A 23,129-nucleotide genomic window follows, 5' to 3' on the forward strand; every position below is an offset into this window, starting at 1 on the left:
CAAAGAGGTTAAGAGACGCTGCGCTTTTAGAGGTAGTAAAAAGGCTAAGCCTGCCAATAAACCATGGCTTGTGTTTTCTCTTTTACTCCTCTTTCACTTCTCTTTGTGAAATAGATCTTTTAGTGGTTTTGTTAGCAAAAAAATTAAATAAAAAGAAGCGTTGCTTCTCGCGTAAACAAGCTTTACGACTTCAGCCGAAATTTAAAACCGTGAATAAGATTAACGAGTAGACGCTCAACTTGTTGGCGTGATGGGCAAAGCCCGTAAAAGTAATTTGTTCACAAAGAGGTTAAGAGACGCTGCGCTTTTAGAGGTAGTAAAAAGGCTAAGCCTGCCAATAAAGCATGGCTTGTGTTTTCTCTTTTACTCCTCTTTCACTTCTCTTTGTGAAATAGATCTTTTAGTGGTTTTGTTAGCAAAAAAATTAAATAAAAAGAAGCGTTGCTTCTCGCGTAAGCAAGCTTTACGACTTCAGCCGAAATTTAAAACCGTGAATAAGATTAGCTTGTGTTTTCTCATTTACTCCTCTTTCACTTCTCTTTGTGAAATAAATCATTTAATGGTTTTGTTCCGATGCAACGAATTTATATACCGATACAAAAAAGCGCGATATAAATATCGCGCTCTTAAATCAGCTTTTCAACTTGTGAAATTTACTCGCTTTCATTTTCCATAAAACGTTGTAGCTGATCTTTTAAGTTTGGCGGAATACCTTTAATAACTAACGTATCGGTTGCTTCGTTATAGGTAACACGCTCACCTAAATGCTTACGTTCAAAGCTTACACTAACTCCACCGCCAAGGCCTGAAAACTTAACCATACTGGTTACTGTTTTTTTATCAACGGGGAAAGTTTCTTCCAAGTCATAGCTTTGCTCTTTGCAAAAACTATCAAACGGGCTGTCATCGCCTTTTGTAAGCGTTGCAGATAGATCGCTCACACTTGCATCTTCGCCTGTGGTTACGCAATCATTACAGTAATCAAATACTTGCTTACGTAAATCGTCTTTTTCTGATTTATCAAACTGTTGCTCTGATAAATAATCCTCTACTGCGCTAAGCATTACTTGGCTTTGCTGTTTTGAATCAATACCTTCTTCACAGCCTAAAAAGTCTAAGAAAAAGTCAGCAACTTTACGACCCGCACGTCCTTTAATAAATGAAATATAACGATTATCTTCTGCTTGCGTATCCCACGCTGTTAAATCGATACGAGCAGCGAGTTGCATACGAGATATGTCTAAATGGCGAGAAGCCGCTAAATCAAGCTCTGAGGTCATAGAGTAATGCTCTTTAATGTTAATCATCGCAATTAACATGTAATCGGTAGCAACATACTGATAATGACAAAATACTAAATAACCTGTTTCACTAAAAGCGTACTTATCAAGTTCTTCTTTTAAAACCGTTGAAGCTTGCTCTGTCATATGCCAAAAGCCTAGCTCATCGTTACGGTAGCTTTGCATTGCAGAGGCTACAACACTGTTTTTATCACCACTGAAAGCACAGTAACCTTTACCAGGTTTACCATTATATGCATGATGTAATTGTTCGATAAAAACGGCTACTTTATCGTTAATTACCATCTCATCATTTCGAAGGTGAATTTGCGTATCGTCGTCTTTTTTGTCTACATAATGAACGACTAATTTTTTAACGTCTGTTGTCATCTTTGTTTTTCACGCCTCTAGTGTTAAAATACGAGAATATAACTATTTTATTGAACCAACTGATGCCAATCTTATCAAAATACTCTAATGAAGAAGTAGAACAAATCGTCGATCAGCTTATTGATGTGCTAACTAAACACAATGCGCCAGTAGATTTAAGCCTTATGTGTTTAGGAAATTCTATCACGCATATCTTAAAAGAGCATGTACCAACAGGGAAAAGACAAGCCGTAACTGAGAACTTTGCAAAAGCTCTATCACAGTCGGTTAAATAAACTCTATGAATTTATCGCAGCACAATCAGTTTTCATCAAAAGCGAGTCAGCTATTAAGCTGGGGCCATTGGTTTACTTTTGCCAATATTGGCTTGGCGCTATTTATTAGCTTAAGCTACTTATTTGCCGACTCGCCACCAACAAGCTTTATGGGCATTACTTATATGCTAGTAACGTGGTTAAGCCACACTAGTTTTATCGCCTTTTTAGCGTTTGTGCTGACGGTATTTCCGCTTAGTTTAATATTCCCCTACCCACGACATATACGAGGCATGGCGGCTGTAATAGCCACACTAGGCGCGTCACTGCTTACCCTTGATGCTTATGTTTACGTTAATTTGGGTTATCACCTAAGTATATCTGCCTTACCTGAGATTATTTCTCTACTGTGGCATCGTTTAACCAGTTCACCTGCTTTAACAACCATTTTAGCCAGTGGGATTGTATTACTTATTTTAGGCTTTCAGCTACTTGTGAGTAATTACACATGGCAACACCTTGAGCGCCTAAAACAATATAAATTTGCACGTTACGCAATTTCATTTTTAATAGTGTGTTTTTCACTTAGCCACAGCATTCATATCTGGGCTGACGCAAATTTAAACTTTGATGTAACGAAGCAAGATAATGTATTACCACTTTCATACCCTACTACCGCTAAAAGTTTATTAGCTAAAAATGACTTACTTGATATAGAAAGCTATAAGCAGGCACATAACGTAAAAATTAATAACCAAAATATTAGTTATCAAATGCCAAGCCCGCTTGATAAGTGTGAAGACTACACACAAGCCAATGTAGATATTTTTGTATTTGAAACCCAGCAACAACTCGCTAAATTTGTTGCCGATAATAAAAATTTGCACAAAACAGAGCAGTTTTTACAGCCAACTAATCATGACGATATGCTATTTAGCTTAGTGTATGGTTTGCCAGCTTTTTATAAAGCAGCAATTTTAAGAGAGCAAACTCTTCCTGCTTGGCAAAGTCAGCGCCGCAGCATTGAAGTAACGGGCGTGGAAGAACTTAGTTTTATAAATGATCAAGCCCACAGCTCTAGCGCAATTAGAGTTATTAAAAGTAGCGATAATGCCGTTGTACGAGATGATAAAACCCAGGTTTTTGCTTTTAGTCTTGCCAATAACAAGCAAGAAGTAGTAACAACATCAACTTTATATAGCTCCGACAAACGTATTTCTAAAGTAGATGGACTTATTCAACCTAGCGATTTAATTGCCACAAGTGTTGGCCAATATTTAAATTGTAAAGCCATTGCCAAGCAAACAATGCTGGGCGTTAATTTATACAAGAAAAAAGATGATATGGGCGTTAACTACTCTCAGGGTGTCGTTATAGCCTATAAAAAAGATAGGATTACCTTAATAGATTCAGATGGTAACTTTAAAAATATCTCTGCCGCTGAGGGGTTTTCTATTGAACAAGGTTTAGATATACCATTTTTAGTGCAGAGTATTAAAAAGCTTAAAACCTTCACCCAATAGCCGTTATCCTAACCTAGCTTGCTATACCACCAAGCTAGGTTATAGTTTTATATTGTTGTTAGATATAAAAATCAAGGATGACATGTATGTTTAAAACTTCTCGTTATATTGTCCACTCTGGCTTTTTACTTATTAGTTTTTTTAGCTTTAGCGATACCACTTACTATAAATGTGTAACAGAGAAAGGCACAATCTTTTCTCAACTGCCCTGTGACGACGAAGCAACAGCTTATAAAGTTAACACAACAGGTAATCAGTATTCAGGCCCCAAAGTTGATTACACTAAACAACTGAACGAACTTGAACGTGAAAAACTCCTGTCAGGTTTACAGGCTGAGTTACGTAGTAATAACCACAAACTAACTATACTTGATCGTAATAAGCAGCGTGCTGAATATAAACAACAAGAACGGTTAAATCATATTCTAGCCGTTGAAGACAAAAACCGTATTACCAAAGACATTACTAAAAAACTAAAAGTAATTAATAAAGAGTATAAAAAAGATGTATCTGTTATTACTAAACAAATTAAAATACTCGAAAAAAAGATAGATCAATACCAATAAATCACTCCAAATTAATGAGCAATATTTATCTTGGTTTTAAACTTAAAATAACATACCCTTAACACAATAGAGTATAAGCTCTAGGGACTATTAAGGAGTGCAAATGCAGCCTCGCCATATTGCTGAATTAATTTTAACGGGTTTTAAAAGGCACTATCAACTATTTCAAAAAACAACGGCCAAAGCTCCCCTCGCCTTTGCAAAAAAAGATTGGCAAGCAATTAATGACATAAGCCGTTTGCGTATCAGCTATTATGATGATCGTGTTAACGAAACTACGCAAGCGCTAAAAAAAGAAACCCCAACAGAGCAACTTGATGAAAGCCTATGGCTTGAAGTTAAAAAGATATACCAGCATTTTTTATGTTTTCATCCCCAAGCTGAACTAGCCGAAACCTTTTATAACTCTGTATTTTGCCGGCTGTACCATAGGCGCTATTTTCATAATGACTTTATATTTGTAGAAGCAACTTTGAAAGATGCTCCTTCAGTACCTGTTGAGGCCGAATATAGGACATACTTTCCAGTAGTTGATGGCCTAAAGCCAACAATAAAGCGCATTATTAATCATTTTGATTTTAAAGCCCCATTTGTAAATTTAGAGCGTGATATTCGCCTTCTTGTTAAAGCATTTTATAAACAAGCACCCGATACACATCACCAACCTTGGCAAATGCGCTTTGATATTTTGCACACGCCTTTTTATCGTAATAAAGCTGCTTATATAGTAGGTCGTGTTGTTTCAAAAAGTGGTGTGCAGCCTTTTATAATCGCCGTATTACACGATGAAGATAACGGATTGTATTTAGATGCACTTTTAACTAAGTCATCTCAAATGCGTGTTATTTTTGGCTTTGCCCGTGCCTACTTTATGGTAGAGACTCATGCGCCTTCAGCACTTGTCCGGTTTTTGAATCAGCTTATGCCAAACAAAACACTTGCTGAGCTCTATAATGCAGTGGGTTTTCATAAGCAGGGGAAAACTGAGTTTTATCGAGAGTTTTTAAATCACTTATCTCACTCAAGTGATGAGTTTACAATTGCTCCGGGTACACCAGGTATGGTGATGATGGTATTTACCCTCCCCTCATTTGGTTATGTTTTTAAAATAATAAAAGACAAATTTGGTGAAAGTAAGCCCTTTGGCCGTGATACGGTATTAAAGCGCTATCAACTAGTAAAAAACCATGATCGCGTTGGCAGAATGGCCGACACCATAGAGTATTCTAACGTCGTATTTCCTTTGGCACGTTTTGATAGTAATTTACTTGCGCAATTGCATAAAACAATTGGCTCATCAATGGTAATTGAAGGCGAATGGTTGATCATCAAGCATTTGTATATTGAACGGCGCATGACACCACTCAATTTATTTTTAGAAAATGCTGATGAAGAAAGTGCCGCTGACGCAATTGAAGAATACGGGCAAGCCTTAAAAGAAATGATTGCCGTTAATATATTTCCTGGCGATATGCTCTTAAAAAACTTTGGTGTAAGTAAGCACAAACGTATTATTTTTTACGATTACGATGAAGTTCAATACCTAACCGATATGAACTTTAGAGCATTACCAAAAGCAAAGAGTTACGATGATTATTTAATGGATGAGCAAAGTTACTCTGTTGCACCACAAGACGTATTTCCAGAGCAGTTATGTACCTTTGTAATGCCTAACCCTATGTATAAAAAGTTTTTCCTCAGCACTCATCCAGAGCTTATAGATGTTAGCTTTTGGAAGCAGGCACAACAAAATATAAAAAATGGTCAGGTAAGTCATATTTACCCATACCCGACAGCACAGCGATTTATTCACCACTGGTAAGCGCTAAAGGACACACACAATGAATATAAGTAAAATAGATTTAAATTTACTCGTTTATCTCGATACATTGCTTCGAGAATGCAACGTAACACGCGCTGCTAATCAATTGAGTATTACGCAACCCGCAATGAGTAATGGCCTTAAACGACTTCGTAACCTATTTAACGACCCTATTTTAGTTCGTACCAGCGATGGTATGGTCCCGACAGAGCGCGCTTTAGAGTTACAACCCGTTATTCGTGGCATATTAATGACGCTTGAAGAAACTCTAGCACCTAATAGAGAATTTGAGGCAAGCCAGAGTAAACGTGTATTTAGAATAATGGCCAGTGATTACGCTGCAAGTACGTTAGCGCCAAAGCTTTTAAGTAAACTACACGAAGAAGCCCCCGATACTACTTTAGATATACTCACACCAAGTGACGTAACCTTTCATGACGTAGAAAACGGTAAAGTAGATATGGCAATCAACCGCTTTGAAAACTTACCTCAGTCTTTTCATCATAAACGTATTTGGAAAGACAGTTTTTGCTGCTTAGTTAAGGCCGACAACCCTATTATTGAGAGCTTTAGCCTCGACAGCTACTTAAAAGCACGCCATATATGGGTGAGTAAAACAGGTTTTGGTGTAGGTGTGGGCATGGACCCTAAAGATGTGCAAAAACTCGGCTGGGTTGACGAAGCACTTGCCCACTTTGGTAAACATCGTAACATTGCCACTTTTACACGTAATTACCATGTAGCTATTCATTTAGCTAAAGAGAAAAATTTGATTGCGACTCTTCCTTCAAAAGCCGCAAATATATACTTAGATGATCCGGGGCTTAAAATTTTAGAGCCACCGTTTCCAATTCCTCCTTTTGAGCTTGATATGATTTGGAGCCCACTGCTGCATCGCGATGCGAGCCATATCTGGTTACGCCAAAAAGTAGCTGAGGTAGCTGAAGAGCTAAAATAACTTTATTACACAATACAATGTAAAAATTGCTAGGTTAATACTTTCCTCATTAACTTAGCCCCTTCCTGTAATAAAATTAAACCAATAAAATCAAATGACTACATAAAAATAAAAACGTGGAACGTACATTGCTTTTATTAAATTGAACTATACATTAATTTAATAAAAGAGGTCATTATGAACACCCATCAAGGATCAGAAGTAAATCATATTACTGACATCATTCAAGTTATGAACAGCGGCATCGATTTTTATCAAAAAGCACAGGAAAAAGTTGAAGACCCTGCTATTGGCGCACTTTTTCAGCGTATGATAGATGCCCGAAAAGTGAGTGTTGAGCGCTTGCAGCCATATGCAATTAATGAAAAAGGCGAACGCGAAGATGGTTCATCTTTCGCAGTTGAAGCACGACGTGCATATACAGCCCTATTGACTACTTTCACTTCACATAATGACAGCACGTATGTTAAAGAGCTTGAAGAAGTAGAAGATAAAACGCTTGAAGAAATTAAAGCCGCTATGGATAAACCGCAACCAGCTGATTGCGAAGCAGCACTGGCTAAAACATTATTAACGATGCAAAGCTGCCATGCAGAAATGAGCCGTATGCAAAAGCAGTAAGCTTACATAACTCATAAATACAACCCAGCCTAGCGCTGGGTTTTTTATTGCCTCTAATACCAATCTGTATAAACCCTTAAGCAATTTAACGAATTAAATTACTCTATAACGATGCTAAATAGACCCCATATATAAGCAGATTGCTATAAACACCACCTTATTTCGCCACATTTTAAATACATAATAAATACAAAAATTTAATGTTATTAGAATGTTTATTTAACCACGCTTTATTTTTGCTGTGCTAATTTTGTTATTAGGTACCTAAAACCTTGCTGTGGCGCCACAGCATTTAATTAAAAATAAGGTCCAATATGAAAAGTAAACTAAGTAAACTGCAAAATAATGCTGATGTTGATATGACCCCGATGTTAGACATAGTGTTCATATTACTAATTTTCTTTATTGTAACTACATCTTTTGTAAAACCTGTGGCTATTGAATTAAACCGACCACTCGACAGCCCTCAAATAGATAAGCCTGTTAAAAATGCTTTATTTAGAATTGATGAAAGTAACGGAGTATATTTTTCAGGGAGGTTAATTGATTTAGAGCAAGTTACGTCTAATTTAGCGATGTTCGCGGCTAAATATGAAATAAGTTCGGTACTTATAACCGCAGACGAAAACAGTACACATAATACTTTAATGAGTGTAATGAATAATATTAAGCAATACGATGATTATTCAATAAGTTTGATTTCTAAATAAAATCAGCCCAAGCTAAAACAAAAAAAGGGCCTTACGGCCCTTTGAGTTAAATAACGAAAGGGAGGTTATTAATTAAAAACGGTATTCTGCACCTACGTAGTAGTAAGCACCGTTAAATCCAAATGGAGCCGAGCGACGTGAGTAGTCAAACACACCTGAGCTACTTATTACTGTGTTGCCACTAGCATCCACAATAGTACCTGAGCGAGAGTTACCTATTTCGTTTTTATCTGGGTAAACGTCAAACAAGTTATTTGCACCAATGTTTACCGACAAATCTTCAGTAACGAAGTAGTTAACTTTAACGTCAGTTAAAATTTCTGCGCCATACGTTTGACGTCCGCCATCTTCTACTGTGTACTCACCAAAGCGATTAAGTGACAGGTTAACTGTCCAATCATCACGTTGATAAAGTGCACTTAAGTTAATACGATCCTCTGGTTGCCACTCTTCTATAATAGAGATATCTTCCGCTGAAAATATATCGTCTACACTTACTGTCTCAAGGCTTGAGCCAGCAGGAGAAAATAACGATACAACATCTGTTTTAGTGAAGTTAGCTGCAAGTGTAAAATCAAGCGTACCGCCTAAACCTTCAGTGTTCCACGTTGCTACAAAATCAACACCACGAGTTTCAGTATCAGCACCATTTAAGAAAAACTGCCCTACGCCAGCCCCCGCACTATTTAATGCAGCATCAAGGCTTGTAGATAAACCTTTACCTAAGCGGTCACTAATTACAATACGGTCGTCAATATCAATTGAATAGTAATCAACGGTTACATTAATATTATCTGTAACGTTATACACAATACCTAAACTACGGTTTTGTGATTTTTCTTCTTTAAGCTTTGGAATACCTAAGCTTTGCGCAAGTGTTGAATCATTTCTAAATGTACCAACCTCTTCTGCAACTAGGTTACCATTAGTATCAACAACAAATTGCGTACTTACATTATTAAAGTAAAGCTGTTGCATTGAAGGTGCTCTAAAACCTGAGCTTAATGCACCACGTAGTGAAATATCGTCGGTTACAGACCAGTTACCAGCAAGCTTAAAGTTTACTGTGTCACCAAAGCCTTTGTAGTTATCGTAGCGAAGTGCACCCGATAAAATTACATCTTCAATCACATAAGCTTCTGCATCTACATAAAATGAGATTACATCACGCGACTCATCAACTGATGACGCAGGAGACGAACCACCAAAACCTTGTGAACCACCTGATGCATCTTCAGAGCCAACACCACCACTTAAGCCGTTATAAATACTTACACCGTTGGTCGTATCGTAATCGCGGTATGCATATTCACTACCTTCTAAGATACGGTATTCGTCAGTACGAATTTCAGCACCCATCGCTAACGAATAATCATCAAAGTTTTGCGTAAAATCAATGTTGATTGTTTGCAGTGATAATTCCATGCCGTAAGCGTACGCTTCACGTGGGATAGTTGTACGAATATCAGCTGCACTCAAACCTTGGTCATAACGTAAAAAGTTAGCGTATGAGGCATTAATAGTGTCACTTGTCGTATAATCAATGCTGTTTTCACCGTAGGTGTAAGACAAATCAAGACTTGCATCGTTATCAAACTCAGTTTTATAACCAAAGTTGTATGAGATATCGTCGATAGTTGTATTAATTTTTGGTAAGAAACCTAGCGGAATTGTCGCATCGTTATCTTGTAGTACTGGGTTACCACCTGCATTTGCATTATGACGGAAAAATGCAGCCGACTCGTTTTCACGTGTTGAGTAAGTAATAAAGCCGTAAAGCTCGCCATCACCTAACTCGTAACCAGTATTAATTGTTAAACCAAACTGCTGAGAATCAGCATCACCGATTCTAAAAGTATCACGATCGGCTGTCAGTTCACGCGGATCGCCAGCAAGTAAAGTACCGTCACTTAGTTCTGTACAACCGTAAAACTGACAAGAGCCATGTAAACCTGCACGGTTAGTCGGTGCACGGTCACGGTAATTGATAGTTGTATTTAAATAACCGTCATCACCTAGCGCAAAGCCTTTATTAAAATCAAGGTTAATTGTTTCGCCATCACCTTCTGAATATTGGCCGTAGTTAATAGCCGCTTTACCGCCTTCGCTACCATCTTTAAGTACAATATTAATAACACCAGCAATGGCATCAGAACCATACTGAGCAGCAGCGCCATCACGTAATACTTCAATGCGTTTAATTGCAGAGGCTGGAATTGCATTCATATCAGTACCTGCAGTACCACGCCCAACAGAGCCATTAATATGAATAATACTTGCTTGGTGACGACGTTTGCCGTTAATTAACACCAATGTTTGGTCGGGGCCTAAACCGCGAAGTGTCGCAGGTCTTAAAGCATCAGTACCGTCACTAATTGCAGAGCTTGAAAAGTTAAATGAAGGAGCGATAGACTGTAGCATACGACCAACTTCTGTTTGGCCTGTATTTTCAAGCGCTTCTGCACTTAAGATATCTACTGGAACGGGTAAATCTTCAACTGAACGTCCTGCTACACGGCTACCGACAATAGCAATTTTTTCAATTTTTTCTTGAGCGACTTCTTCTGCTGCGTTTACACCTTGCGAATTAACTGCAAGTAAAGCTGGTAATACTGCTGCACTGACCGCTGAAAGCTTCATCATGTTGTTATCATTCCTGTTGATTTGTTTGAGTTTTATACTCAGTAAACCATTTTGATCAACAACCGCATCGAGCTCTGTCCCACCTAGTAATGCCTCTAGGGCATCTAGTTGAGTGTAAAATCCATAAACTGAATTTGCGTCATACTGCTTTGCCAACTCATAAGAAAACACCACGGTTTGCTCTGTTTGTTTAGCATATTCAATTAAGGCTTTGTCTGCTCGCTGCGCTTTTATATCAAATTGCACCATTTGCCCAGTGGTTTGAGTTGCTGCTTGTACACTCAAGCTAAAAATAGCCGGTGCAAGCACACTAAATCCACTCAATAAATGCGTTTGGTTACTGCGCAACTTATATAAACAGCTGACAAACAAAAATCCTCTATGGCTTTGTCTCTTTTTTTTAATGTTTTTTTTACGTTCAATCTTTATTGATGCAACTTTATCTAACATTAGTCTGATTTGCATAACGTCTACTTATGATTCTGTATGGTGTTTTAGCGTTACTACATGCTCACCTAAACGCTCATGATCAATCGAAAAATTAGTTTGTAAACTTTCTAGTAAACCTTCAACGTCACCCGCTTTAAATACCCCAGCTACTTTAATACTGGCAAGCTCGGCTGAAGAAAGCTCAAAACGTGTCGCGGTATAACGACTTACTTCATTTAAAGCATCGCTTAGCTCTTCTCCGTTAAAAATAAGCATGCCATTTTGCCATGCCAAATCGCGTTGTACGTCGTTCATTGATAATTGGGTAATTGGCTTTGTAACACTCTGCTCTATAACTACCTTTTCGCCTGAGGTAACAATGTTGGCATTAATTTGACGAATTTTTTGCGTGCTGTTATCTGCAAGTTGATAATCTTTAAAGTCATTTGCATCAACCGCTACACTAGGGTCGGTGATCATCACTTTGCCTTCGGTAACAACAAGCTCTAAATCTGATGAGGTATTACGCTGTACATTGAATACGGTACCGAGTGCGGTAAAGCTTTTGTCGCCTGCCATAACACTAAACGGACGCGTGGCATCTTTTGCTACATTAAAGCGCCCTTCTCCACGACTAAGTAATAACTGCCTGCGGCCTTTGCTATAAGCAACTTCTAGCAAGCTATTAGTATTAAGCTGCACTATGGTGCCATCTGGCAACACATACGTTGCTTGCTCGCCTACTTTTGTTTTGTAAATTTTAGTGTAATTAACTTTTGCAAGCTCTTGGTTATAGCCATTTTCTAAATTAATTAATAAGTAGCTGCATACCATTAACGCTGCAAATAAGCTCGCTGCAATTGAGTAAGAAAACATCCACTTATTTTTTGATGCTTTAGTATTGTTACGCTGAGGAAATAAATGACTTAATTCATTTAATACCGAAAGTTCATCCCAAAGCTGAGCAAGCTCATATATAGAGTCTTGATGGGCGGTGCTTTGCATCATCCATAATTTAAATTGCTCCTTTTCATCATCAGTTAAACCACGATCAATAGCGCTTATCCATTCACATGACTTTTCTAAAATTAAATCTTTTGAATTAAATTGATGAACATTACTCATTCTGCGACCCTCTTAACTGATATAGGGTGTGCTTGAGCTTTAGGATGTATTTGAGAGCTTTGCTCATGTTCACGCATGTACAACATGGTTTGTAATAATCCTTTTGCAATGTGTTTTTCAACAGTGCTTTGGCTTAACTGCATTTGATCTGCGATCTCTTTTTGGCTCATGCCATAAACTTTTTTTAATATAAAGCATTTACGAATTGATGAGTTTAGTTGCTCAGTAGCTCTACAAAAAAGTAAGAAGCGCTCTTTAGATGTGTATTCATCTTCAAGCTTCATTGATTTGAGTAGTACGGGTAATTCGTTATCATTTTCTAACGAATCATTAAATTTGTTGTCCCACTTTGCTATATGGTTTAGTGCTAGGTGTTTTGCTGTTTTAAGCATATAACTGCGGGTAAACTGAATGTCTTGCTTTAAATCAGCTTCATAGCTTTTTACAAAGGTTTCTTGCACAATATCTTCTACATCGTCGGGTTGAACTATGCGCGATACAAAACGTTTGAGCTGTTTAGAAATATCAACAAATGTTGACGTGAACTTTACTTTTTTCGTCATCCTTAACATACACCTGTTGTTATTTTTATTACCGACAGGTTACGAGTTTTTGATATAAAAACAAGCTCAAATGTTAATTCTGGGTTATTTAAATGGATAGGAAGATAAATGAGTAAATTTTTAGATTACATCCGACTTAGCTTCTTTGCATTCGGTTTACTACTTGGAGTGCAAATTCCTGCATTTGTAAGCGATTTTGGCCAAGCATTATCAGCCCAATTAATTGAAGCTAAAAATGCCATTGCACCATTTAAAAACGATGCCGCTAAGTATTTTAATAATGATTTAGATAAGCTAATAAAACACTATAAAAATATTGATGATGGGATTGTGAATAAAGGTGCAAGCAATATCAGTACACTTTACACGCGACAACAAGATTTACAAATCGCTGTAAATAGGTTTGCGCAATCTCCATATATTTTTACATTGATCAGTGGCATGAGCGATGTAAAGCAACAAGTGTGGCAACGCTTTGAAGGTCAAATCATTTTAAAAAAAGACTCTATAATAGCCGCCATTATTGCAGCCATTATAATTGCCTTACTTGCCGAGCTTACTGGTTATTTGTTGTTAACTGGAGTAAAACGCTCATTCAAGCGCTTATTCGCAGCTCAAAAATAGTGATTTCATAAAATCATAAAACACATCGGTTTTACGGGTAGTTAAGCTATTTTGCGGACGCAAAAACCAAACTGGAGCATCATCTTGTGCCATTACACCGGGCATAACTTCAACTAAAATGCCATTTTTAATATCTTCATGAATAGCTATCATTGATTTAATTGCAATGCCATGACCCGCAATAGCTGCTTGAGTCATATTATCGGAATTAGAAATGGTAAAGCGTGTTCTCGCATTAAAAGTATGTATTTTACCCTGCTCATCAAAAAGCTTTAATTGGCGCTGCCACGGCAGGCAAACCCAATAGTGTTCGCTTAATTGAGCTAAGCTTTTAGGCATACCATATTTTTTTATGTAGCTAGGAGCTGCGCAAAGTATACGTTTGTTGTTTACTATTTTTCGCGACAGTAAACCGGAATCATTTAATTGCCCTACACGAATTGCCACATCTTGTGCGTCATCAACCACATTTACAAAATGATCCGTAATTAAAAAATCAAGTTTTAGTTCAGGATAGGCCTGCTCTAACTCGTTAAGCCTTGGCATTACGTATTTCGAAAAAATCCAAGGGGGCATAGTCACGCGTAATAAACCACTTACCGATGAGCTACGTGCACCAATACTATGCTCAGCGTCGTGCAATGCCTCAATTATAGCGCCAACTCGCGTATAAAATATTTCACCTGCGGGAGATAACCGTACTCGTCGGCTATCTCTAAAAACAAGTACTGTTGCAAGCTCACGCTCCAATTTACTTAAGCGATGGCTTACCGTTGCAGGCGATAAACGCTGCTCGCGAGCAGCAGCAAGCACTCCTTTATTTTCAACTACTGCTATAAATGTTTCTAGGTCGCTTAAATTATACATAAAGATGCCATTGTGCACTTTTCAATGTTTAACATTTTCGAATGAAGCTTTCAGTTTTGCAATGTTTATTTAAATATGTAAAACACTATAATTGCAAATAGTCTAATTATTGAGGTTCAATCATGAGTTTAAAAGCGCAAATAGATGCCTATAACGTACAAAAAGATGCCAAGTTACCGGCTGACGTTTTAGCATTAATGAACACTACAAACGAAGAGCTTATTGCACAGCATATTAAAGACAATGCGTTGCAAATTGGTCAAAAGGTAGAAAACTTCAGCCTAGCCAACCATAACGGCGAAAACATTGAGCTTGCGGATTTATTAAAAAAAGGTCCGGTAATTATTAGCTTTTATCGTGGTGGCTGGTGTCCATATTGTAATTTAGAGCTAAAAGCACTTAATGACTACTTACCTCAATTTAAAACTCAAAGTGCTCAGTTAGTGGCAATATCACCACAACTGCCTGATGAAACTCTCTCAACTGCACAAAAAAACGACCTTGAATTTGATGTGCTGTCAGATATCAGTAATAAAGTAGCTGAGCAATTTGGTCTATTGTTTACACTTGATGAACGTATTCAAGCGTTATACACACAATTTGGTATTGATTTTGAACACTACTACGGCGATAAAAGCTTTAAATTGCCGCTACCGGCTACCTATGTGATAAACCAAGAAGGTGTTATTACATATGCATTTTTAAACGAAGACTACACCCTACGCGCAGAACCTACTGATATTATGGCAGCACTTGAATCGGAGAATAACTAATGTCTATTTTAAAATCGTTAAAAACACTTACTCTTTCACTACTTGTAGGCACAAGCCTTGTATCTGGTTATGCAGTCGCTGATGAACCAAAAGAACAAGCAAAGCCCAAAGTGCTTATTTTTGATGTAAACGAAACCCTACTTGATTTAACGTCAATGCGTACCTCTATTGGTAAAGCACTAGGCGGACGTGAAGATTTATTACCACTTTGGTTTTCGACTATGCTGCACCATTCATTAGTAGATACAGTAAGCGGTAGCTATCACGACTTTGGGCAAATTGGGGTGGCGTCACTTCTTATGGTTGCTCAAAATAACAATATTGATATTACTAGTGAACAAGCTAAAACAGCTATTGTTACGCCTCTTTTAACGCTTCCTCCACACAGCGATGTTAAAGAAGGACTGGCAAAACTTAGAGCTCAGGGCTATAAATTAGTAAGCCTTACAAATTCTTCAAACAAAGGTGTAAAGGCACAGTTTGAAAGCGCTGGTTTAATGTCTTACTTTGATGCGCGTTACAGCATTGAAGATATTAAAATTTACAAACCAGACTTACGTGCTTATGAATGGGTACTTAAAAAGCTAAACGTAGCACCAAATGAAGCAATGATGGTTGCAGCCCATGGTTGGGATGTTGCTGGCGCAAAAGAAGCAGGCCTACAAACCACTTTCATTGCACGCCCAGGTAAAGCACTTTACCCATTAGCTAAAAAACCAGATCACGTTGTGAAAGATTTACATGAATTAGCCGCTCTACTTAAATAAGTACGCGCTGATGAATCAATACCCAAGCGGCCAATGTTAGGATGACATTGGCCGCTTTTTTATAACTACCCCTAAATATGTCTTAGTGTAATTATTTTCATAATCAGTATGTTAAAAATTGAATGTAAACAAAGCATTTAGCCCAGTATGAGTTATTTTATCTGCTAGCAATTTAGTACTCACAACGCTACTATTAAATAAATACGTGGTGGAGAACATAATGAATAGTGAAAGATTAGGTGAGTTTGAGCAGTACTTTCAAATTAATGAAAGTATAAGAGTGAATTTATTCGCTGTATCGAACGAACAAGTTCCTAAATCGCAGCTTGAGCTAGAAGACGACATTCCCCCACTATTTAGATTAGCAAATGAAGTAAGTGAACTTGAGCAAAGCTCGTTACGCCCACTGCGTAACTTGGGCGATATAGCACAAGAGCTTGCTACATTTTTACAAGCCCAGTCACGTAAAATAGATTTAATAATGAGCCATATTTTGGCCTCAGAACAAGCGCAAGATAATGCAATTCAATGTGATAGCTACGGCGGTGGCGGTATTCGCTTTACATCACCCGAAGTACACTCAATTGGCCAAGCGTTTAGAACAAAACTATTTTTGCACCACGAAGCCTCTGCGGTTTATTGTTACACCGAAGTTGTGGCAGTAGAAAAACAAGATAGCGAACATTATCAATACACCATGCTCTTTAGCGCAATTAGAACCACTGACCAAGAACTGATTGTTAGAGCGAGTTTACATGCTCAAACCCGCCAACTTAAAAAACGTCAAGAACTTGATCAAAACCAGGCCGACCTAAACAGTGATAATTAGCTGACATCTTTATGTAAAATGCTAAACTAGCGTCATCTTAATTAGTATATAAAATTCATGAACTTTAGACTTTTACCAGAATGGGCCGAGCAAGACGCTGTTATGCTTACATGGCCTCACAAAGACACCGATTGGGCTGATAATTTAGCACGTGTAGAACCTGTATATATTGAGCTTGCTAAGCATATAACAGCGCAACAGCAGCTTGTTATTGTGGCGCACAACAGTGCCCTAAAAATGCATATTACAGCATTGCTAAATAGCGCTAACGTCTCTCTTAATCGTGTTCATTTTGTAGTAACACCTACCAACGATACCTGGGCTCGCGATCATGGTCCGCTTACTTGCGCCGCTATTGATTCACCAAAGCAACTAAAAGTATATGATTTTACTTTTAATGGTTGGGGCAATAAATTTGAAAGCGCATTAGATAATCAAATTAATCGTACTTTGGTAAAAGAGCTAAGTAGCACAAACAACCAATACCAAGCGCTCGATATGGTACTTGAAGGTGGCGGTATTGAAATAAACGAGCATGGTGTGTTGCTAACAACCAGCGAATGTTTGCTTAACAAAAACCGCAACCCAGATTTAAATCCTGCTGACATAGAAGTACTTTTAAAAGAGCACTTGGGCGCGACACGTTTTTTATGGGTTGATCATGGCTATTTAGCGGGCGATGACACCGACAGCCACATTGATACTTTAGTGCGTTTTGCTCCAAATAATACCCTTGTATATGTGCAGTGTGATGATAAAACTGATGAGCACTTTAGCGCACTTGATGCAATGGAAAAACAACTAAAAACCTTTAAAACTGCGGATAACACCCCATATACCTTAATTGAGTTACCGTGGCCAAAAGCCGCTTATGACAATGAGCAAACACGCTTACCGGCTACCTACGCTAACTACTTAATTATTAATAATGCTGTGCTTGTGCCAACGTATAATGATGCCAATGATGAACGTGCTCTTGCTCAAGTTCAAAAAGCATACCCACAACACACTATTATTGGCGTTAATTGCCAACCAATAATTGAACAATTTGGCAGCCTGCACTGTATTACAATGCAATTACCTCGTGGATTTTTATCTGGAGCAGCACAATGACAAGCCCTGCAAAATTAACCGTTGCATTAGTGCAACAAAGCAATACCGATAACGCTCAGCACAATATGGCAAAATCAATAAGTGCCATTCGTGAAGCAGCTCAAAAAGGTGCAAAACTGGTTGTACTCCAAGAGCTACACCGAAGCCTCTATTTTTGCCAGACCGAAAATGTTGATGTATTTGATTTAGCCGAAACCATTCCAGGCCCTAGCAGTAATGCCTTAGGTGAGCTTGCTAAAGAGCTAAGTATTGTAATTGTCGCTTCTTTATTTGAAAAGCGCGCTACGGGCCTTTATCACAACACCGCAGTTGTATTAGAACAAGATGGCAGTATTGCGGGTAAATACCGCAAAATGCATATTCCTGATGACCCTGGTTTTTACGAAAAATTTTACTTTACCCCAGGTGATATCGGGTTTGAGCCTATTCAAACCTCGGTGGGTAAATTAGGCGTGCTAGTATGTTGGGATCAATGGTTTCCTGAAGCTGCACGTTTAATGGCAATGGCAGGCGCTGAGGTGTTAATTTACCCTACCGCTATCGGTTGGGATCCTAACGACGACATTGCTGAGCAAACTCGTCAAAAAGATGCGTGGGTTATTAGCCAGCGTGCCCATGCTGTTGCCAATGGTGTACCGGTAATTAGCTGTAACCGTGTCGGCCATGAAAGTGACCCAAGTGCGCAAAGCGATGGTATTGCGTTTTGGGGGAATTCGTTCATTGCTGGCCCACAAGGTGAATTATTAGCAGAGGCTAATAATACTGATGAGCAAATTTTAGTGGTTGAAATTGATCAAAAACGCTCAGAAAACGTAAGGCGTATTTGGCCGTTCTTGCGTGATCGACGAATTGATCACTATAAAGACCTAACAAAAATATATCGAGACTAAGTAAACTTAACTCAAGATGGCTCTTACTTGCTAAGAGCCAACTATAAATGGAGTAATAAATGGCGTTTGAGCAATGGGCAGCCTTGCCTTGGGTAAAATCTCATAAAGATAAAATTCAATGGGGCCAGCTAAGCGGAAGTGGTTTAAGTATTGCCATTGCTGAAGGCGTTAAACAGCAAGACAACTTAGTCTTGATTGTTACGCCTGATACACCAAGCGCACTGCGCCTTGAAACAGAGCTAGAATATTTATTACCCGATAACCCAGTAATGGTATTTCCTGATTGGGAAACTCTGCCATACGATCACTTTTCTCCCCATCAAGATATTATTTCAGCCCGGTTAGCCACTTTAAACACCTTAAAAAAAGAACAACAAAGTGTGTTAATTGTACCTGTATCTACCTTAATGTTGCGCACAGCCCCGGCCTCGTTTATTTACGGTTCGACAATAAACTTTAAAGTGGGCGACAAGCTAGACACACATAACTTTCGTGACAATTTAGAGCAAGCCGGTTATCTAAATGTTCAACAAGTAATGGAACATGGCGAATACGCTATACGCGGCTCTATCGTTGACTTATACCCAATGGGTAGCCCGCATCCATTTAGACTCGACTTTTTTGATGATGAACTCGACACTATTCGCTTATTTGATGTAGAAACGCAGCGTTCTGATGAAAAAGTAGATAAAATTGAGCTACTTCCAGCACATGAATTTCCTACTAACGACGCTGATATTGAACGTTTTAGAATAAGCTACCGTGAAAAATTTGGTGCAAGCTCGCAGCAAGACTCTGTATACATGCAAGTAAGCAAAGGTAACTGGCCTGCCGGTATTGAATACTACATGCCGTTGTTTTTTGAAAAGCTCGCGACTATTTTTGACTACCTGCCAGAAACAACTACCGTTATGCAACTGGGCGATTTAGAGCACGCGGCAGATAACTTTTGGCACGATGTAAATGTACGCTATGAGAACCGCAGAGTTGACCCACTTCGCCCATTACTAGAACCCAATGCGCTTTATCAGCCTATTGAAGAGCTGTTTTCTAATTTAGGCAATTTTGCACGTATTCGTTTATCGCTTGCAAAGCTTGGTACTAAAGCGGGCAATAAAAACTTAAGCGTTAGCGAGCTGCCTGCTATTCGAATTGATCATAAGCAGCATGAACCTTATGGCGCGTTTATAAATTATGTAGCAGAGCAAAAAAAGAAAAAAGGCCGCATATTACTCAGTGTTGAATCCGATGGTCGTCGCGAATCATTACTGAGCATTTTAAAACCAAGCGGTTTAAAATTTAAAGAATTTGAAACACTCGAACAATTTACAAAAAGCGCGAGTGATGTAGGTTTAATAGTAAGCCCGCTTGAACAAAGTGTCGTACTTGGCACTAAACCAAGCCTATCTATTATTACCGAGCAAGAACTGCTAGGTATAAAAGTATCTCAGCGCAGACGCCGTAAGCACAAGTACGAAGCCAGCCAAGATGCACTAATACGTAACTTAGCCGAGCTTAAAGAGGGCCAACCTGTTGTGCATCTCGATCACGGTGTTGGGCGTTACCAAGGTTTGCAAACAATTGATGCTGCAGGTGTAATTACTGAGTTTGTTACGATTACTTACGCAAGTGAAGCTAAACTATACGTGCCAGTGTCTGCATTGCATATGCTGAGCCGTTACTCTGGTGGCGAAGAAGCTAGCGCCCCGCTGCACAAGCTTGGCTCAGATGCATGGGAAAAAGCAAAAAAACGTGCGGCTGAAAAAGTTCGCGACGTAGCAGCAGAATTACTCGACATTTATGCACAGCGCCAAGCAAAACCCGGTAATAAGTTTACGCTAGACGCCCCTGCATATCGCCAATTTAGCGATAGCTTCCCGTTTGAAGAAACTGACGATCAGCGCAACGCCATAGAAGCGGTATTAGGTGATATGCAATCAAAGCAAGCCATGGACCGCTTAGTATGTGGTGATGTAGGCTTTGGTAAAACAGAAGTGGCCATGCGCGCTGCTTTTGTAGCGGTTAACGATGATAAACAAGTGGCAATTTTAGTGCCTACCACTTTGCTGGCTCAGCAGCACTATGAAAACTTTAAAGACCGCTTTGCTGATTTTCCTATTGAAGTAGGTGTACTTTCGCGCTTTAACTCCACTAAAGAGCAAAAAGATACGCTTGAAAAAATGGCAAACGGTAAGCTCGATATAGTTATTGGTACACATAAACTTATTCAGCAAGATATTAAGTTTAACGATTTAGGCTTACTCATTGTCGATGAAGAACATCGCTTTGGTGTTCGCCAAAAAGAGAAAATTAAAGCTCTGCGTGCCGATGTAGACATACTCACACTAACTGCAACGCCAATACCGCGTACACTTAACATGGCCATGAGCGGCATGCGCGATTTATCAATTATTGCAACGCCACCGGCTAAACGTTTAGCGGTTAAAACCTTTGTACGCCAACGCGATGTAGAACTAATACGCGAAGCCGTACTGCGTGAAATTAAACGCGGTGGTCAAGTTTACTTTTTGCATAACAATGTAGAAACTATTGAGCGTGTTGCGCAAGAAATTAGTGAATGGGTGCCGGAAGCAAGCGTAACCTCAGCCCATGGCCAAATGCGCGAGCAAGAGCTTGAGCAAATAATGACTGACTTTTATCATCAAAAATACAACGTGCTTGTATGTACTACGATTATCGAGACCGGTATCGATGTACCTACAGCCAACACCATTATTATGGATAGAGCTGATAAACTTGGCCTTGCACAGTTACACCAATTACGTGGACGAGTTGGCCGAAGCCATCACCAAGCGTATGCCTATTTACTCACAGGTGACCCCAAAGCACTTTCTAAAGATGCGAGTAAACGCTTACAAGCAATCGAATCATTGGAAGATTTAGGCGCGGGTTTTGCCCTCGCTACACACGATCTAGAAATTCGTGGCGCCGGTGAGTTACTTGGCGACGATCAATCAGGTCAAATGCAAACTATAGGCTTTAGTTTGTATATGGAAATGCTCGAGCAGGCCGTAAATGCACTACGTGAAGGTAAAGAGCCAACGCTTGAAAACCTACTTCAAAAACAAACCGAAGTAGATTTAAAACTAGCTGCCCTATTACCTGATGACTACATACACGATGTAAATGCACGTTTAGGCATGTACAAGCGCGTTGCAAGTTGTGCTAACCTTGACGACATGGACGAATTACAGGTAGAACTTATAGACCGTTTTGGTTTACTGCCAGATGCAGCCAAAAACTTGTTCAGCTTGCAACAGCTTAAAATGCAGGCCAGTAATCTGGGTATAACAAAAATTGAAGCAAACCCAAAAGGTGGTTATTTTGAATTTAGCCAAGATACCAAGGTTAACCCTAGCTTCATCATTGGTTTGATACAAAGTGCGCCTAAGGTGTACAAAATGGATAGCGCAAATAAATTGCGCTTTGCAATTAGTGAAGCTAACGCTCGCGAACGCTTAAAAATGGTCACTGCAATGATTGCAGATTTCGAAAAAAAGGTTAGCCATTAATGTTGCTAAAAAAATCGCTGGTTATTTTATGCTGCTTGTTTAGCAGCACTGCATTTGCAGAACGCTGGTTTGAGGTTGAGGTGCTTGTATTTAAACAGCGCCCAGCTCCGTATTTGCAAGAAGATTTTACACTTAAGCACAAAGCTATTGAGGATAAAAACTCTCTAGATTTAATGACCCCTCTTTATACAGAGCAAGCAATGCAAGCCTGTATAGATGGTGATGAGCGTTTTCAAAAACGCTCTTTTACAGATTCATTAGTTAATTCAAACCCGCAATCGGGTGTATGTGGTGACAGTACAAACTACCTACAAAGCTATGATGAGCTACCTGTTACACCTCTAGCGCCCGCTAAAGATGATATGCAGCAAACTTATTTATTAGCGCCAGAACAGCTGCAATTTAAAGCGCAGTACCGACAGCTAGATCGCAAAGGATTAACACCTATTCTACATACAGGCTGGCGCTTTGAAGGCGCAAGTAAGTCGCGGGCACCAAGCATGCATTTAATCGCAGGTAAACACCTTAAAAGTGACCCTAACGTAACCCCTAGCTATTCAAACCCTGATTTTGTAAGTTTATTAAATTCACAACCTGAACTATTTAACGACCCGGATCAATCAAAAGCAGAATGGGAACTAGACGGTTTATTTAAAATACACTTACGACATTATTTATACATTACAGCTAATTTTGATATTAGCCAAAAGCTAGAAAATGGCGATATAGAGTCAGCCCGCTTTTCTCAGTTTAGACGTGTAATAAGTGGTGAAGTACATTACTTTGACCACCCACGAATGGGCATGATTGTCCAAATCAGAAAATTCAAACATTAATACTAAGTAGGAT

General features: G+C 38.9%; 20 protein-coding genes. 15 read left to right on the plus strand and 5 right to left on the minus strand.

Annotated elements, in window-relative coordinates; translation table 11 throughout:
• Positions 1 to 653: 653 nt before the first annotated feature.
• Complete coding sequence (yejK, locus tag I6E80_RS06080; RefSeq protein ID WP_076923835.1) at positions 654 to 1,670, minus strand: nucleoid-associated protein YejK; 1,017 nt, start codon at positions 1,668 to 1,670, stop codon at positions 654 to 656.
• Between the two features lie 62 nt (positions 1,671 to 1,732).
• Here yejK and I6E80_RS06085 point away from each other — a divergent pair, with 62 nt between their 5' ends.
• The 7 genes from I6E80_RS06085 (at position 1,733) to I6E80_RS06115 (ending at position 8,124) form a co-directional block, all read left to right on the plus strand.
• Positions 1,733 to 1,945, plus strand: a complete 213-nt coding sequence (locus tag I6E80_RS06085) for a DUF1414 domain-containing protein (protein ID WP_007375276.1) — start codon at positions 1,733 to 1,735, stop codon at positions 1,943 to 1,945.
• A gap of 5 nt (positions 1,946 to 1,950) precedes the next feature.
• Positions 1,951 to 3,447, plus strand: a complete 1,497-nt coding sequence (locus tag I6E80_RS06090) for a DUF3413 domain-containing protein (protein WP_182194355.1) — start codon at positions 1,951 to 1,953, stop codon at positions 3,445 to 3,447.
• An 86-nt stretch (positions 3,448 to 3,533) separates the two neighbouring features.
• Positions 3,534 to 4,013 carry a DUF4124 domain-containing protein gene (locus I6E80_RS06095; RefSeq protein ID WP_197185087.1) on the plus strand — a complete coding sequence of 160 codons (480 nt, stop codon included), beginning with the start codon at positions 3,534 to 3,536 and terminating at the stop codon, positions 4,011 to 4,013.
• 103 nt (positions 4,014 to 4,116) lie between these two features.
• The gene (aceK, locus tag I6E80_RS06100; protein ID WP_197185088.1) at positions 4,117 to 5,835 is read left to right on the plus strand and encodes a bifunctional isocitrate dehydrogenase kinase/phosphatase; all 1,719 of its coding nucleotides are present in this window, start codon (positions 4,117 to 4,119) and stop codon (positions 5,833 to 5,835) included.
• 19 nt (positions 5,836 to 5,854) lie between these two features.
• Positions 5,855 to 6,793, plus strand: coding sequence for a LysR family transcriptional regulator (locus I6E80_RS06105; protein WP_076923831.1), 939 nt, complete (start codon positions 5,855 to 5,857; stop codon positions 6,791 to 6,793).
• 177 nt (positions 6,794 to 6,970) lie between these two features.
• Entirely contained in the window at positions 6,971 to 7,414 is a 444-nt protein-coding gene (locus I6E80_RS06110; RefSeq protein ID WP_024604016.1) for a PA2169 family four-helix-bundle protein, read from the plus strand.
• Between the two features lie 314 nt (positions 7,415 to 7,728).
• On the plus strand, positions 7,729 to 8,124 hold the full coding sequence (locus I6E80_RS06115) for a biopolymer transporter ExbD (RefSeq protein WP_076923830.1): 396 nt from the start codon (positions 7,729 to 7,731) through the stop codon (positions 8,122 to 8,124).
• Positions 8,125 to 8,196: 72 nt separating this feature from the next.
• Here the strand turns inward: I6E80_RS06115 and I6E80_RS06120 are convergent, their stop codons facing one another.
• The 3 genes from I6E80_RS06120 to I6E80_RS06130 are packed head-to-tail and all read right to left on the minus strand — an operon-like array spanning position 8,197 to position 12,884.
• The gene (locus I6E80_RS06120; protein WP_024599126.1) at positions 8,197 to 11,232 is read right to left on the minus strand and encodes a TonB-dependent siderophore receptor; all 3,036 of its coding nucleotides are present in this window, start codon (positions 11,230 to 11,232) and stop codon (positions 8,197 to 8,199) included.
• Positions 11,233 to 11,241: 9 nt separating this feature from the next.
• Entirely contained in the window at positions 11,242 to 12,321 is a 1,080-nt protein-coding gene (locus I6E80_RS06125) for a FecR family protein (protein ID WP_024599127.1), read from the minus strand.
• Positions 12,318 to 12,884 (minus strand): RNA polymerase sigma factor, encoded by a 567-nt coding sequence (locus I6E80_RS06130; protein ID WP_024599128.1) that lies wholly within the window; start codon positions 12,882 to 12,884, stop codon positions 12,318 to 12,320. Before I6E80_RS06130 ends, I6E80_RS06125 begins: the two co-directional genes overlap by 4 nt.
• A 108-nt stretch (positions 12,885 to 12,992) precedes the next feature.
• On the opposite strand from I6E80_RS06130, the gene I6E80_RS06135 reads away from it, so the two are divergent.
• Positions 12,993 to 13,508 carry a DUF2937 family protein gene (locus tag I6E80_RS06135; RefSeq protein ID WP_024599129.1) on the plus strand — a complete coding sequence of 172 codons (516 nt, stop codon included), beginning with the start codon at positions 12,993 to 12,995 and terminating at the stop codon, positions 13,506 to 13,508.
• Here I6E80_RS06135 and I6E80_RS06140 read toward each other — a convergent pair.
• Complete coding sequence (locus tag I6E80_RS06140; protein ID WP_024599130.1) at positions 13,488 to 14,375, minus strand: LysR family transcriptional regulator; 888 nt, start codon at positions 14,373 to 14,375, stop codon at positions 13,488 to 13,490. The genes I6E80_RS06135 and I6E80_RS06140 overlap by 21 nt on opposite strands.
• Before the next feature lie 122 nt (positions 14,376 to 14,497).
• Here I6E80_RS06140 and I6E80_RS06145 point away from each other — a divergent pair, with 122 nt between their 5' ends.
• From I6E80_RS06145 to I6E80_RS06175, 7 genes are all read left to right on the plus strand, one after another.
• Positions 14,498 to 15,148: a peroxiredoxin-like family protein gene (locus I6E80_RS06145; protein ID WP_170071102.1), complete on the plus strand. Its 651-nt coding sequence runs from the start codon at positions 14,498 to 14,500 to the stop codon at positions 15,146 to 15,148.
• A complete protein-coding gene (locus tag I6E80_RS06150) occupies positions 15,148 to 15,915 on the plus strand; it encodes a haloacid dehalogenase type II (RefSeq protein ID WP_024599132.1) in 768 nt (255 codons plus the stop codon). Before I6E80_RS06145 ends, I6E80_RS06150 begins: the two co-directional genes overlap by 1 nt.
• A 220-nt stretch (positions 15,916 to 16,135) precedes the next feature.
• On the plus strand, positions 16,136 to 16,744 hold the full coding sequence (locus I6E80_RS06155; protein ID WP_197185089.1) for a PilZ domain-containing protein: 609 nt from the start codon (positions 16,136 to 16,138) through the stop codon (positions 16,742 to 16,744).
• Between the two features lie 57 nt (positions 16,745 to 16,801).
• Positions 16,802 to 17,857 (plus strand): agmatine/peptidylarginine deiminase, encoded by a 1,056-nt coding sequence (locus I6E80_RS06160; protein ID WP_197185090.1) that lies wholly within the window; start codon positions 16,802 to 16,804, stop codon positions 17,855 to 17,857.
• Positions 17,854 to 18,747, plus strand: a complete 894-nt coding sequence (locus I6E80_RS06165) for a carbon-nitrogen hydrolase (RefSeq protein ID WP_197185091.1) — start codon at positions 17,854 to 17,856, stop codon at positions 18,745 to 18,747. Before I6E80_RS06160 ends, I6E80_RS06165 begins: the two co-directional genes overlap by 4 nt.
• 59 nt (positions 18,748 to 18,806) lie before the next feature.
• A complete protein-coding gene (mfd, locus tag I6E80_RS06170) occupies positions 18,807 to 22,280 on the plus strand; it encodes a transcription-repair coupling factor (RefSeq protein ID WP_197185092.1) in 3,474 nt (1,157 codons plus the stop codon).
• A complete protein-coding gene (locus I6E80_RS06175) occupies positions 22,280 to 23,116 on the plus strand; it encodes a peptidoglycan binding protein CsiV (RefSeq protein ID WP_197185093.1) in 837 nt (278 codons plus the stop codon). The genes mfd and I6E80_RS06175 overlap by 1 nt, the downstream gene beginning before the upstream one ends.
• Positions 23,117 to 23,129 lie beyond the last annotated feature (13 nt).

Source organism: Pseudoalteromonas sp. NSLLW218, assembly GCF_015864775.1.
Lineage (GTDB): Bacteria > Pseudomonadota > Gammaproteobacteria > Enterobacterales > Alteromonadaceae > Pseudoalteromonas.

Bases quoted from the DNA above. Each gene is read 5' to 3' on its own strand.
- I6E80_RS06165 (WP_197185091.1), top strand. From the start codon at position 17,854: ATGACAAGCCCTGCAAAATTAACCGTTGCATTAGTGCAACAAAGCAAT.
- I6E80_RS06145 (WP_170071102.1), top strand. From the start codon at position 14,498: ATGAGTTTAAAAGCGCAAATAGATGCCTATAACGTACAAAAAGATGCC.
- I6E80_RS06110 (WP_024604016.1), top strand. From the start codon at position 6,971: ATGAACACCCATCAAGGATCAGAAGTAAATCATATTACTGACATCATT.
- yejK (WP_076923835.1), bottom strand. From the start codon at position 1,670: ATGACAACAGACGTTAAAAAATTAGTCGTTCATTATGTAGACAAAAAA.
- I6E80_RS06130 (WP_024599128.1), bottom strand. From the start codon at position 12,884: ATGACGAAAAAAGTAAAGTTCACGTCAACATTTGTTGATATTTCTAAA.
- I6E80_RS06150 (WP_024599132.1), top strand. From the start codon at position 15,148: ATGTCTATTTTAAAATCGTTAAAAACACTTACTCTTTCACTACTTGTA.
- aceK (WP_197185088.1), top strand. From the start codon at position 4,117: ATGCAGCCTCGCCATATTGCTGAATTAATTTTAACGGGTTTTAAAAGG.
- I6E80_RS06115 (WP_076923830.1), top strand. From the start codon at position 7,729: ATGAAAAGTAAACTAAGTAAACTGCAAAATAATGCTGATGTTGATATG.
- mfd (WP_197185092.1), top strand. From the start codon at position 18,807: ATGGCGTTTGAGCAATGGGCAGCCTTGCCTTGGGTAAAATCTCATAAA.
- I6E80_RS06105 (WP_076923831.1), top strand. From the start codon at position 5,855: ATGAATATAAGTAAAATAGATTTAAATTTACTCGTTTATCTCGATACA.
- I6E80_RS06095 (WP_197185087.1), top strand. From the start codon at position 3,534: ATGTTTAAAACTTCTCGTTATATTGTCCACTCTGGCTTTTTACTTATT.
- I6E80_RS06085 (WP_007375276.1), top strand. From the start codon at position 1,733: ATGCCAATCTTATCAAAATACTCTAATGAAGAAGTAGAACAAATCGTC.
- I6E80_RS06160 (WP_197185090.1), top strand. From the start codon at position 16,802: ATGAACTTTAGACTTTTACCAGAATGGGCCGAGCAAGACGCTGTTATG.
- I6E80_RS06135 (WP_024599129.1), top strand. From the start codon at position 12,993: ATGAGTAAATTTTTAGATTACATCCGACTTAGCTTCTTTGCATTCGGT.
- I6E80_RS06155 (WP_197185089.1), top strand. From the start codon at position 16,136: ATGAATAGTGAAAGATTAGGTGAGTTTGAGCAGTACTTTCAAATTAAT.
- I6E80_RS06125 (WP_024599127.1), bottom strand. From the start codon at position 12,321: ATGAGTAATGTTCATCAATTTAATTCAAAAGATTTAATTTTAGAAAAG.
- I6E80_RS06120 (WP_024599126.1), bottom strand. From the start codon at position 11,232: ATGCAAATCAGACTAATGTTAGATAAAGTTGCATCAATAAAGATTGAA.
- I6E80_RS06090 (WP_182194355.1), top strand. From the start codon at position 1,951: ATGAATTTATCGCAGCACAATCAGTTTTCATCAAAAGCGAGTCAGCTA.
- I6E80_RS06140 (WP_024599130.1), bottom strand. From the start codon at position 14,375: ATGTATAATTTAAGCGACCTAGAAACATTTATAGCAGTAGTTGAAAAT.
- I6E80_RS06175 (WP_197185093.1), top strand. From the start codon at position 22,280: ATGTTGCTAAAAAAATCGCTGGTTATTTTATGCTGCTTGTTTAGCAGC.